Below are 13,985 nucleotides of genomic sequence, written 5' to 3'. Positions count from 1 at the left end.
ATTCAGAAACAGGTAGAAAGAATCTTCTAATCTATTAGTTAATTCCTAATCCATTTTTAATACTTTGAAGCGTTGATCCTTTATATTGTTTCTTAGGAGATGGCGCGTTATCAACTTGTTTATTTTGTAATAAGTAGTTCTTTTCTACAAAAGCAAAGTCTTTTGCATCCACATTTCCATCAAAGTTAATATCCGCGCTACGTTTATTTGTCCCCCAATAAGTTTGAATCGCTAAAGCATCCATCACATCAATGACATTATCTTTATTAATGTCTCCAGCGACTGCATTTCCTGTTACTACGTTTGAGATATTCGTCCAATACTTACCACCAATTTGATCATCTAATGGTAGATAAGAATCAAAATCTCCGTATTGAGTGAAATGACCTGGAATATCAATCTTAAGCGTATATTTATCTTTCGTTGTTGGTAAATTTAAGATTTTAAACGTACCATTTTTAGCAATTGTTCCATTGTACGCATTTCCATTTTTATCTAAAATTTGAACCGTTGAACCAATTGTCGTGTAATCTTTCGCAGAATCTACGCCAGTTCCAGTACTCGTTACTTTATTTAATCCTTCTGCAAATAAATAACCATTTACAGTTGAATTATAAGATAAAATATTGATTGGCACTGTCTCTGTGATTGGTCTCGTTACTACATTATCCACATTCGTAAATGTCGATTTCACTGCTGAGCTATAAAAGCTTGATGAACCCAAACGTTCTTGACCTTTTGGAATTTGTAAAGTGATATCAACCATCGGAACATCACCGGAAACACCAGTAGTTCCATCAAATGAAACTTTTACATTTGAATTAACAACCGTGCTTGATTTATCTGTTGATGTCACATTGAAGTCTTTTACACCAAGTTTTTGTGCTTCTGGATTTAATGCAATATTTAGTATTTTTGTATCAGTTTTAGTTGTATCAAAATTGTATACAGCTTCTTTCACTTTGTCGATATTATTCGCTGTTAAAGTAATTGTAACAGTGTCTCCATTTTTCAACCAAAGTGCGTTTAATCTCGTTGGTAAATTCGGTGTTCCTGCAACGTATGGCGTGTCATCCTTCACGAAATAGTACGATTTTTGTGCAGCACTGTTTGTTGCTTGATCAATCCCTTCAAAATACACATGTAAATAGGATTGGCTTGGAATCATAGCAATTTGATCAGTTGCATTTCCATTCCCTTCTACTGTCAGTTGTCCAGACGGTGAAAATGGATCATTATAGAAATACCAAATTTGATTTTGTGATTGATTTGCTGATAATCCGGCTGAATTCATTTCATCAACTATTTTGTCTTTTATGGTAGCTGTCAATGGAACATTTTCTTGATTTGCTTTGAATTCTACAAATGGATTTCCTGGATTTTCTCCATCTACATGCATATCAAAGCTTGGCATTGTGTTATCTACAAACAAATCTCTTTTTAAGATATACGTTTTTCCTGCATCATCATATCCAATTAATTTTACAAAATAGTGACCTTCTTTTGTTATCACCGGATTATAATCAACTGGATTATTTGGATCATTTGTGAATGGATAATACCCACCATTATAAGCAAGAACATTATACTGTACTCCTTCATTAACTCCTACACCATCATACGAGTTAAGCAAACCAATATCCATACCTGTTTTTGCATCTGTTAAAACAATATCTACAGATCTCATATGAGATTTCAAGCTAAATGTACCAAATACTCTATTTTCCCAAAAATATTGGAAATACTGTGTACCCAATGAACTGACAGAGTTTTTTGATAGGTTAAAATCAGCTAAACCTTGCTCTACATAGTGAACACCAAATGGTATTTTATATGTTTCAGCTGGATTGTCTTTATTTGTATAAACAACATATCCTTCATAGATTCCTTTTTCCGCCGCCTTTGGAATCATCAATGTAACATTCGTTTTCTTCTGGCTAATCCCTTTTAACGTAATAGTTGAAGTCGTATCAACGGTTACACCATTCTTCACTGCATCCTTTGATCCTCTTAAATTAGATTGAAAATTAACACTTACATTAAACGTTTTTGACTTTTCCCCTCTATTTAATAATGTAACAGAGTGAGTATCTTTGATGTCATTTCCACTATAAGCTTTATTTCCAAAACTTAGTGCACCAGTATCAATTTTAATTTGTTTTTCCTTGTTATTAATAATTGTTGGTGTTGTTTCAGAAACTTTTAATTCGATAGTTGAATGAATTGCATTGTAAGGATCAACTCGACCTGCCCCAACTTCAAATACACTATAAGGCTTGCTTAAAGGATCCGCTGTATTCATTAAGATGGCTTTTACATCTTCAGGTTTTAAATCAGGCTTTGCTTGCAGCAATAATGCTACTACCCCTGCAGTAGCTGGCGTCGCCATCGAAGTACCTGACATACGCTCGTACGCATATTGATAATTGTTCGGATTCGCATGATCATGAACAAATCCTGGAACAGTCGATAATACACCTACACCAGGTGCTGTAATTTCAGGTTTAATTTCATAAGTCATACGAGATGGTCCACGAGAGCTGAAGTCAGCAAGATTATCGCCACCGGTTTTTATTTGCCCTAAATCACTAAATGAGAATTGTGCACTACCCGAGCTTATTTTTTGCGATAGAGCAAGTCCATCAGCATTGGTTAATGAGAAAGTAGGGATAAAATCTGTGCTTTCACCTAAATTAAATGGAAGATGTCCTTCTGCAGCATTATTATTGTAAATTATTATAGCGGCAGCACCACGATTTTTTGCTTGCAAAATTTTATCATTTATCGTATTTGTTCCTCTTTGGATCAGTACGATTTTTCCATCCACACGACTATTTGCACCTTTGTATTCAGTAGCTTGTCCAGTTCCAACAGCAACGATTTGACGTGATTGACCTTGTAATGAGGTAATATTATCACTAAAGCCTTTCGCCATTAATCGTAAATCAAACTTCGTACTATCAACACTCCCATTCATTGTTGCAATCACATTCGGTACATCACTTGCACCTACTGTTAAAGCTAATGCAGCACCACCTGGAGATCCTACAGTATACATATCACTACCTGAATTCCCTGCTGCAACTACTGCCGTTACTCCACTTAAAACTGCATTATTAATTGCAATTCCAGTTGGATACATCGGATCGTTATAATTTGCTCCTAAAGATAAATTCATAACGTTCATACCGTCCGTTACTGCTTTTTCAATTCCTGCAATTACATTTGATGTATTACCACTGCCTGAAGGACCGAGTACGCGATATACATAAAGATCCGCATCCGGTGCAATTCCATTCGTTGCATATTCACTATTGTTTTTACCTTGTCCTACAATCGTTCCGGAAACATGCGTGCCATGTTCAGTGTAGTAATCGGCTCCATCACTAGTTCCAGGCTTCCCTGCATTTTTCCAATCCTCATAAGTTGTTTCCATTGGATCAGCATCATTACCAACAAAGTCCCAACCTTTCACAGAACTCGGATCAATTGTTTGTGGATTTACTCCTGGTTGTGCACGATATCCTTTGTATGCTGCTGTAATATCAGGATGATTGTAATCAACACCTGTATCAATAACAGCAACTTTCACTCCCTTACCTGTATATCCTTCTTCGTGTAATTTATTAATTTTGAGATATTCATTCTCTGCTGCCATTCCTTGACCAGCAGCTTCTTTTGAAGGAGTTATTTCACTATTAGGCTGCTCTACTTTTACTGTCTCGTCACTGTATATTGCCTTTACAGCTTTCGATTTTAATAAAGATTCGACTTGATTTGCAGGCAAATCCATCGATACACCATTAAATGCGTTTTTATATTCTCTTTTAATCTTGTAAGTACTAGAAGCTTTACTATTCGTATTTAAAAATTGGTGTATATCTTCTTTAAATGCTGTATGATCTGCTTCCACTCGACTTTTTGCTTCGTCATTTGACAAACTTTCACCTTGTAAAGCAGCTTCTAAAACGGCAATTTTTTGTGGTTTTTGATTAAACTGAACGATAACTGAAATAGCTTGTGGGCTGTCTAAATTTATATCTTGATTTAAAAATAAACCTGATTGATCATTTTTTGATATTTGAGTTAATGCTTGTCTTTGTGCTGTTGTTAATTTAGATAAAACCGTTTCTGCATTAAATAAAGAAGTTGCATGAACTTTTGATGGTGAATGAAAATATGAAGCTGAAAAACTACTTGTTACTAATCCTACCCCTAATGTTAAGGCTGTAGTATTCTGAATAAACTTCTTTTTCTTATTCATTTTTTAACTTTCCCCTGTCTATTGTTGTATTAGATAAAATGGTAAATTAGTTAAAATTTTTAGAGTATACTGAGTTGATATCGATCATCTAGTTCCATTTGAACTCGATCATGTATCGATTTGGCTAGTTCCTCTAACTCTTGACATTTTATTAGTAATTCTCTTGCTAGTGGGATGATGCGTAACCCTTCTGCAGTTGGTACAACACCTTGCCCTCGGTATCGATCAAATAGTTTAACGCCTAAATCTTTTTCTAAGCTACTAATTGATTGGCTAATGGCTGATTGACTCACGAATAGATTCTGTGCTGCAAATAAAAAGGAACCGGTATTTACAACTTCAACGAAATATTGTAATTTTTCGATATTCATCAAATCCTCCTATTAATCTATAAAACAATTCAACATCTAAAGCTTTTATAAAAACTATCTGCCTCCTGTCCAAGTGAAAGCAGATAGCTTTGGAAATTTCATGCATTTATTTATAGTTTGAATAAATTTTTAAAGTAACTTAATAGACACGACCAATTTTTTTAGTCTATTGAACTATTTATTGAATACTTAATTCATTTTTAATGGATTCAATTGTTTTCCCTTTTGACTTTTTGACAGGTTTTGGTGGATTTGCAACTGTTGAATTTTGCATTAAGTAATTTTCTTCAACAAACGCAAAATCTTTCGCATCAACTGTTCCATCAAAGTTAATATCTGCACTTCGTTTATTCGTTCCCCAATACGTTTGAATAGCTAAAGCGTCATTTAGATCGATGACATTATCTTTATTCACATCTCCGGCAGTCGCATTATCAACCGTCTCTGTTCCAAGATACTTACTAGTGCCATAAATGGTATCATCCACTGTACTGTAAACGTTTTTAAAATCGTCATACGTTGTAAAATGACCAGGAATGTCCTGAACGATTGTAAAACCTTCTTTTGTAACAGGCAATCCAGACACTAAAAACTGTCCAATTTTATCGATTGTTCCTTCGTATCTCTTTCCTTTGCTATCAATAACAGTAATTTTCCCGCCAACTGTTGTGAAGTCTTTCGTTTTATCCAATAATCCATCTACACCTTTTAATCCATTAGGGTGAATATAACCAGTTACTTTTGAGTAGTCCTGCATAATACCGATAGGAGCAACATAAGTTAATGGTCTCGTCACTTTATTGTCTACACTTGTAAAAGTTGAAGTTACATTAGCAAAACTAGATACCATAGAAAAATCAGTCTGATTTGAATTTGTTAATTTAAGTGTTACATCAACCATTGGAAGATCACCAGACACTTCCTTACTACCATCAAATGTAACCGTTACATCTGATTTTGTTTTTGTAGTAGATGGATTAGAAGATGTCACAGCTAAAGTACCGCCTAGATTTTTCGCCTCAGGATTGAGTGAAATATCGACAATATTTGTATCTCCATTACTTGTCGTAAAATTATAATTAGCTTTCATCAGTTTATTTACGTTATTTGCAGTAAGTGTTATTTTTACTGTGTCACCAGGATGTTTAAGTACTGCATTTAATCTAGTTGGATCATTTGGTTGTCCGTAAACATATGGTGTACCTTCCTTAATAAAAATGTACTGTTTTTGACCTGCACCATTTGTTGCTTCATCAATCCCTTCAAACATGACAGATAGAAAATCTTGAGAAGGTAACATCGCAATTTGATCTTTTGCGTTTCCGTCTTTATCTATTGTTAGTTCGTCAGTAGGATAAATACTATTATAGTAATACCAAATATGATTATGAGATTGGTCAGCTTTAAAGCCTGCTGCATTCATTACGTTAACATACTTATCAGAAATCGATGCGGTCATATCAATTAACTGCTGATCTGGTTTATATTCAATAAATGGATTACCTTTTTTTTCTCCATCAACGTGAACATCATATGTTGGCATTTGATTATCGGCAAAGAAGTCTTGTGAAATTGTATATGATTTTCCATTATCATCGTACCCAATCAACTTAAGCTTATATTGTCCTTCATCTGGTGCATAAGCTTTCGTAGAAATTGGATTATTTGGATCGTTAGTAAACGGGTAGTAATATCCTTGCCACAAATGCGCATTATATGAAACTCCTTCATTTAATGGGATTCCATCAACAGTTCCAATTACGCCTAAATCTTCACCTGTTTTTGCATTCGCTACAACGACATCAATATATCTCATATGTGATTTTAATGAAATGGTAGTAAGAATTTCTCGATCTTTAAATTGGTTTTTTTCTAATGAAGTTGATACTGATTGACGAGCGTTACTCATAGCATCAAACCCTTGTTCTACATAATGAACACCGAAAGGGATTTTATACGTTTCATTAGGATTATCTTTATTTGTATACACAACATACCCTTCATAGATGCCTTTTTCAGCCGATTTTGGAATCGTAAGTGTTACATTTGTTTTCTTTTGACTGATTCCTTTTAACGTAACGGTTGGATTCGTATCAACTGTTACCCCATTTTTCACTGCATCCTTTGATCCTCTTAAACTAGTTTGGAAATTAACACTAACATTAAATGTTTTTGACTTTTCTCCTCTATTTAATAACGTTACAGTGCGAGTATCATTAATATCTGATCCGGTGTAAGCTTTATTTCCATAGCTTAATGCTGCCGTATCAATTCGTATTTGTTTTTCTTTGTTGTTAATGATCGTCGGCGTTTTTTCTTCCACTTTAAGTTCAATGCTTGAGTGAATTGCTTTATAAGGATCAACTCGACCTGCACCAACTTCAAATACACTATATGGCTTACTTAAAGGATCTGCTGTATTCATTAAAATCGCCTTTACATCTTCAGGCTGTAAATCTGGTTTTGCTTGAAGTAGTAATGCAGCTATACCTGCAGTCGCTGGTGTTGCCATCGAAGTACCACTCATTCGCTCATAAGCATATTGGTAATTTCCTGGATTACCATGGTCATGTACGAATCCTGGTACAGTTGATAAAACACTTACACCTGGTGCTGTAATTTCAGGTTTAATTTCATATGTGGTCTTAGCTGGTCCTCTTGAGCTGAAATCAGCTAAGTTATCACCTTGAGTCGTCAGTTGTCCTAAATCACTAAACGAAAACTGAGGACTGCCTGTCGATATTTTTTGTACTAATGCTAGTCCATCTGCATTTGTTATAGAGAATGCTGGGATAAAGTCAGTACTTTCTCCTAAATTAAACGGTAGATGCCCTTCAGCTGGGTTGTTATTGTATATTAGTACGGCAACTGCACCGCGATTTTTTGCTTGCAAAATTTTATCGTTTATTGTAGTATTTCCACGTTGTATTAGAACAACTTTGCCTGCCACACTTTTATTGTTACCTGTATATTCACTTGATGTACCTAACCCAACATTAACAATTGAATATTGATTTCCTTGTAATGTCTCAACTTTATCAGCGAACCCTTTTGCCATAAGTCGCAGATCAGAAACTGTATTGTCAAGCGTACCTTTCATTGTTGCAATTTGATCCGGAACATCACTTGCTCCAACTGTTAAAGCTAATGAAGCATTACCAGGGTTTCCAAGTGTATACATATCATTACCTGCATTACCAGCTGCTACCACAGCCGTCACTCCGTTTAATACTGCATTATTAATTGCAATACTAGTTGGAGACAATGGATCATTATAATTTGCACCTAATGATAGATTCATAATGTCCATTCCGTCAGTTACTGCTTTTTCAATCGCAGCAATAATGCCATCATTTGCACCACCGCCTCCAGGACCTAGTACACGATAAACATATAGATCAGCATCTGGAGCAATACCATTCGTTGCGTAGTCACTATTGTTTATACCTTGTCCAACAATTGTTCCGGAAACGTGCGTTCCATGTTCCGTATAATAATCTGCTCCATCAGCTGAACCAGGTTTTCCTGCCTTTACCCAATCTGCATAGGTTGTTTCCATCGGATCTGCATCATTATCGATAAAATCCCAGCCTTTTACTGAATTTATATCGATTGATTTTGGATCAACACCTGGCTGAGCACGATAACCTTTATACGCAGCAGTTATATCTGGATGGTTATAGTCAACCCCTGTATCAATAACAGCAACTTTTACGCCTTTGCCTGTAAAACCTTCATCATGTAACTTATTGATATTCAAGAATGAATTTTCTGCAGCCATCCCTTTTCCTACAGCTTCAGTTGATGGTGTCGCCTCAGTCACTGGTTGTTCTACATGTACTTGAGTATTACTGTAAATTGCTTTTACTGCTTTTGATTTCAATAAAGTCTTAATTTTATTTGCAGGAATTTGCATTGATACCCCGTTAAAGGAGTTTTTGAATTCACGTTTTATCTTAATTGAAGCCGAATCATTTTTATCAGTTTTCAAGATCGTATTTAAGTCATTTTTAAATGTAGTATGATCTGAATCTACTAATTTTTTTGCATCAGTGTCAGATAAGCTATCACCTTTTAATGCCGCGTCTAAAACAGCGACTTTATGAGGTTTTTGATTAAACTGAACAATGATTGATACATTCTCTGATTTCTCTAAACTGACATCTGGGCTTAAAAATAATCCTGATTGATCATCTGTATTAATTTTTGCCAAAGCTTGTCTTTGTTCTGGTGATAATTTAGCTAAAATCGTTTCAGCGTTAGATAGAGTAGTAGCATGAACTTTAGATGGAGAATTAAAATACGAAGCTGAAAAACTACTTGTAACAAGCCCTAAACCTAAAGTAAGAGCAGTTGCATTCTTAATGATTTTCTGTTGCTTTAACTTTTTTTTCACTTTTTTGCCCCCATTTCATCTAATAAAATTTTCCAAACCATCAAATGCTTAAATTACGTTATTTTCATCGAATCCTGTCACATTAGATTTATTGCAGTAACAACTAAACGACAAAAACAAAACTAATCATTTAAAATATTCTGAAATAAAATTGTAATATAGACCCCCCTTGTCTATTAATCATATTTATTGTAAATTCTTGTCCCTTCTAAGTAAAACGTGCATTTAAGGACTCTGTATAAAGCAATACTTAATACTAGAATTCAAATTTTCATAGCATAAATTGTTCAAAAGAAGTGAAGTATAAAAGTTTACTAATTAATACTAAATTCAAAAAAAGAATACTAAGAGAAATTGGAGCAGAAAGTGCGAGACTCCTGTGCGAGAAGTGGAACAAGTGAACCTTAGCAGGAATGAATGTGACGAGGAGGGCCCATCGCCCATCCCACGGAAAACGAGCATCTTGGAGCGTAAATCATCAAATCTCTTTATTAAAAGCATCATAGTTTACAAAAACACCCTGTCAATAAACTCCTACATAATATCGTGGCATTTCAATGACAGATTCTTTTTTCAACAACATGAATAGAGTAACTACCAAACGAGTAGTTACTCTATTACCAATTTATTGTAATCCTAATTCATTTTTAATACTGTCTATTGTTTCACCTTTATATTTTTTAACAGGCTTTGGTGGATTAGTAATTGTTGAATTTTGCATTAAGTAATTTTTTTCAACAAATGCAAAGTCTTTTGCATCTACTTTTCCATCAAAGTTAATATCTGCACTTCGTTTATTTGTATCCCAGTATGTTTGGATTGCTATCGCATCCATAATATCAATGACATTATCTTTATTTACATCTCCAGCTACTGCTTGATCAACTGTTTCCGTTCCGATTCTAGTAGCATTTCCATAGATTGAGTCATCAATTGTGTTGTAAACATCGAAATGACCATACGTTGTAAAGTGACCAGGAATGTCCTGAACAAGTGTAAAATCATCTTTTGTAACTGGCAATCCATCTAATGTAAACTGGCCACTTGCCTCCATAGTTCCTACATAGTTCTTTCCATTTCTATCAGTTGCGGTTACTTTTGCACCTATTTTCGTTGCATCCTTCGACGAATCAACTTGATTAGTTGAATCGAATAATCCTTCAGGTTGGATATATCCAACTACTCGTGAAAAATCTTGAAGAATAGCAATTGGAGCAACATAAGTAAGTGGTTTCGTTACTACATTATCAATACTTGTGAAAGTAGAAGTCACCTTGTTAAAGCTTGAGCTATAAGTAAAATACGTTTGATTTGAATTTGTTATTTTAAGTGTTACATCAACCATCGGTACGTCACCAGACACATCTTTACTTCCATCGAATGTAACATTTACATCTGATTTAGTCGTTGTTGTTGATGGATTCGTTGCAGTAACAACTATTGTACCACCTAGTTTTTTCGCCTCTGGATTAAGGGAAATATCGATAATATTTGTGTCACTATCATTTGTTGTAAAATTGTAATTTGCTTTCATCACTTTATTCAAGTTATTGGCAGTAAGTGTTATTTTGACGCTGTCACCAGGATGTGATATCACTTGATTTAATCTTGTTGGGCCTGTTGGTTGACCGTAAACATAAGACGTACCATCTTTAATAAAAATATATCGTTTTTGACCAGCACTATTTGTCGCTTCATCGATTCCTTCAAACAAAACAGGTAAATAAGCTTGAGATGGTAACATCGCAATTTTGTCTATTGCATTTCCATCCTTGTCCAATTCTAGTTTTGCTGTTGGGTAAAGTCCATTATAGTAATACCAAATTTGATTTTGTGATTGGTCTGCAATAAATCCTGCTGTTTTTCTTACATCGACATTTTTATCTGAGATCGATCCTGTCATATCAACAAACTGTTGATCTGGTTTAAACTCAATAAATGGATTACCTTCTTTTTCACCATCAACATGGATATCATATTTAGGCATTTGATTGTCTACGAAGAAGTCTTGAGAGATTGTATATGTTTTTCCATTATCATCGTATCCAATTAGTTTTAATTTATATTGCCCCTCTTTTGGTGAATAAGATTTCGATGACACTGGATTATTTGGATCGCTAGTGAATGGATAATAATATCCTGACCATAGAGTCATAGTATTAGGTACTCCCTCATCTATTCCGATTCCATCCATTGATCCAATTACCCCTAAATCTTCACCTGTTTTTGCATCAGATACAATGACATCAATATTCCTCATGTGAGATTTAAGTGTCAATGTTGTTAAAAACCGTCTGTCTTTCAGTGTACCCGGTGCTAAAGATGTCGTAACGGATTCTCGATCATTACTCATACTTTCGAAACCTTGCTCTACATAGTGAACACCGAAAGGGATTTTATACGTTTCATTAGGGTTATCCTTATTTGTATACACAACATACCCCTCATAGATTCCCTTTTCAGCTGTTTTTGGAATTGTAAGTGATACATTTGTTTTCTTTTGACTAATTCCTTTTAATGTAATCGTAGAAATTGTATCGACTGTTACACCATTTTTAGCCGCATCCTTAGATCCTCTTAAATTAGATTGGAAATTAACACTAACATTAAATGTTTTTGCCTTTTCTCCTCTGTTTAGTAATGTAACAGAGCGTGTATCAACAATATCTTTTCCGCTATAGGCTATATTTCCATAGCTTAATGCTGCCGTATCAATTTTCATTTGTTTTACTTTATTATTAATAATAGTTGGCGTTTTTTCTTCAACTTTCAATTCGATATTTGAATGAATTGCTTTATACGGATCAACTCGACCTGCACCAACTTCGAATACACTATATGGCTTGCTTAATGGATCAGCCGTATTCATTAAAATGGCTTTCACATCTTCCGGTTGTAAGTCCGGTTTTGCTTGAAGTAATAATGCTGCAATACCTGCAGTTGCTGGTGTCGCCATTGAAGTACCACTCATACGCTCGTATGCATATTCATAATTATTCGGATTCTCATGGTCATGAAGAAATCCTGGAACCGTTGATAAAACGCTTACCCCAGGCGCAGTAATTTCCGGTTTAATCTCATATGTTACACGAGATGGTCCACGTGAGCTAAAATCCGCTAAATTATCACCACCGGTTGTCATTTGTCCTAAGTCACTAAACGAAATTTGAGCATTACCTGATGTTATTTTTTGAACTAATGATAGACCATCAGCATTTGTTAAAGAAAAAGAAGGGATAAAATCAGTACCCTCACCTAAGTTTACTTGGAGATGCCCCTCCGTTGGATTGTTATTGTAAATTAGTATCGCAGCTGCTCCATGCTCTTTTGCTTGTAAAACTTTATCATTAATCGTATTTGTTCCTCTCTGAATGAGTACGATTTTTCCGTCTACTCGCTTGTTCGAGCCAGAGTATTCAAATGATTGACCAGTTCCGACACTAGTAATTGGAAATGATTGACCTTGTAACGAAGAGATATTATCACTAAAACCTTTAGCCATCAGTCGTAGGTCAAAAGCAGAATCATCGATTTTACCTTTCATTGTAGCAATCACATTTGGAACATCGCTTGCTCCAACCGTTAGTGCTAATGACGCATTACCAGGTGAGCCAACTGTATACATCCCATTACCAGCGTTACCTGCTGCGATTACTGCAGTTACTCCGTTCAATACCGCATTATTAATCGCGATACTTGTTGGGAACATCGGATCATTATAATTTGCACCTAGAGATAAATTCATAATGTCCATTCCATCGGTTACAGCTTTTTCAATTCCCGCTATAATGCCATCAAAAGATCCGCTACCACCCGGTCCTAACACACGATAAACATAAAGGTCAGCACCTGGAGCGATACCATTTGTTGCGTATTCACTATTATTTTTACCTTGTCCAATAATTGTCCCAGAAACATGCGTTCCATGTTCAGTATAGTAATCCGCACCATCAGAATCTCCAGGTTTTCCTGCTTTTACCCAATCTGCATATGTCGTTTCCATCGGATCTGCATCATTATCGACAAAATCCCAGCCTTTTACTGAGTTGATATCGATTGATTTAGGATCAACACCAGGCTGAGCACGGTAACCTTTATAAGCACCCGTAATGTCAGGATGATTATAATCAACCCCTGTATCAAGGACCGCGACTTTTACACCTTTACCTGTATAACCCTCATCATGTAATTTATTAATATTCAAATATGCATTTTCTGCAGCCATACCTTGTCCACGAGCCTCAGTAGAAGGGCTAGTATCACTTATAGGTTGTTCTACATGAACTTGATCATTACTGTAAATTGCTTTTACAGCTTTTGAATTAAGTAACGTTTTAATCTGATTTGCAGGAACTTGCATTGCAACACCGTTAAACGCGTTTTTATATTCACGATTGATTTTAAAAGAAGAAGAGTTACTTTTTTCAGTTTTAATCAATTTAGTTAAGTCATTTTTGAATGTCACATGATCTGAATCAACTAAACCTCGAGCATTTACATCAGATAAATTATCACCTTTTAATGCAGCTTCTAAAACTGCAACTTTATGAGGCTTTTGATTAAATTGAACAATAACTGATACTTTATCCGATTTATCTAGATTAACGTCTGGATTTAAAAATAACCCAGTTTGATCTTCGGTATTCATTTTTGCCAATGCTTGTCTCTGTTCTGGTGTTAGTTTAGCTAAAATCGCTTCTGCGTTTGATAGAGTAGTAGCATGAACCTTAGATGGTGAATTAAAATATGAAGCTGAAAAACTACTTGTAACTAGCCCTACTCCTAAAGTAAGCGCAGTAATGTTCTTTAAAACATTCTTTTTCTTTAATAACTTTTCCATGCTTTTACACCCCATTTAATCTTATCCTTCTAAATTCGATCAATAAAAAATAACAAAATCAAGACTAATCATTTAAAATATTCTGAAATATCTTAGCAGCATAATCCCCCTTCT

The 13,985-nt window shown here is 35.0% G+C and carries 4 protein-coding genes; all 4 read right to left on the bottom strand.

The annotated features are described in order from the left end of the window. Positions 1-34: 34 nt before the first annotated feature. The 4 genes from CN692_RS12090 to CN692_RS12075 all read right to left on the bottom strand — a co-directional run bounded on the left by CN692_RS12090 (position 35) and on the right by CN692_RS12075 (position 13,871). On the bottom strand, positions 35-4,264 hold the full coding sequence (locus CN692_RS12090; protein ID WP_098119417.1) for a S8 family serine peptidase: 4,230 nt from the start codon (positions 4,262-4,264) through the stop codon (positions 35-37). Positions 4,265-4,323: 59 nt separating this feature from the next. Further along, positions 4,324-4,635 carry a LysR family transcriptional regulator gene (locus tag CN692_RS12085; RefSeq protein WP_098119416.1) on the bottom strand — a complete coding sequence of 104 codons (312 nt, stop codon included), beginning with the start codon at positions 4,633-4,635 and terminating at the stop codon, positions 4,324-4,326. Positions 4,636-4,813: 178 nt separating this feature from the next. Further along, positions 4,814-9,031, bottom strand: coding sequence for a S8 family serine peptidase (locus tag CN692_RS27025; RefSeq protein ID WP_098119415.1), 4,218 nt, complete (start codon positions 9,029-9,031; stop codon positions 4,814-4,816). A gap of 625 nt (positions 9,032-9,656) precedes the next feature. Beyond that, positions 9,657-13,871 (bottom strand): S8 family serine peptidase, encoded by a 4,215-nt coding sequence (locus CN692_RS12075; RefSeq protein ID WP_179874428.1) that lies wholly within the window; start codon positions 13,869-13,871, stop codon positions 9,657-9,659. Between the last annotated feature and the right edge of the window lie 114 nt (positions 13,872-13,985).

The organism is Bacillus sp. AFS002410 (genome assembly GCF_002556365.1).
Lineage (GTDB): Bacteria > Bacillota > Bacilli > Bacillales > Bacillaceae_G > Gottfriedia.
The sequence above is the reverse complement of the archived record's forward strand: the minus strand, read 5'-3'. Positions and strand labels throughout refer to the sequence as shown.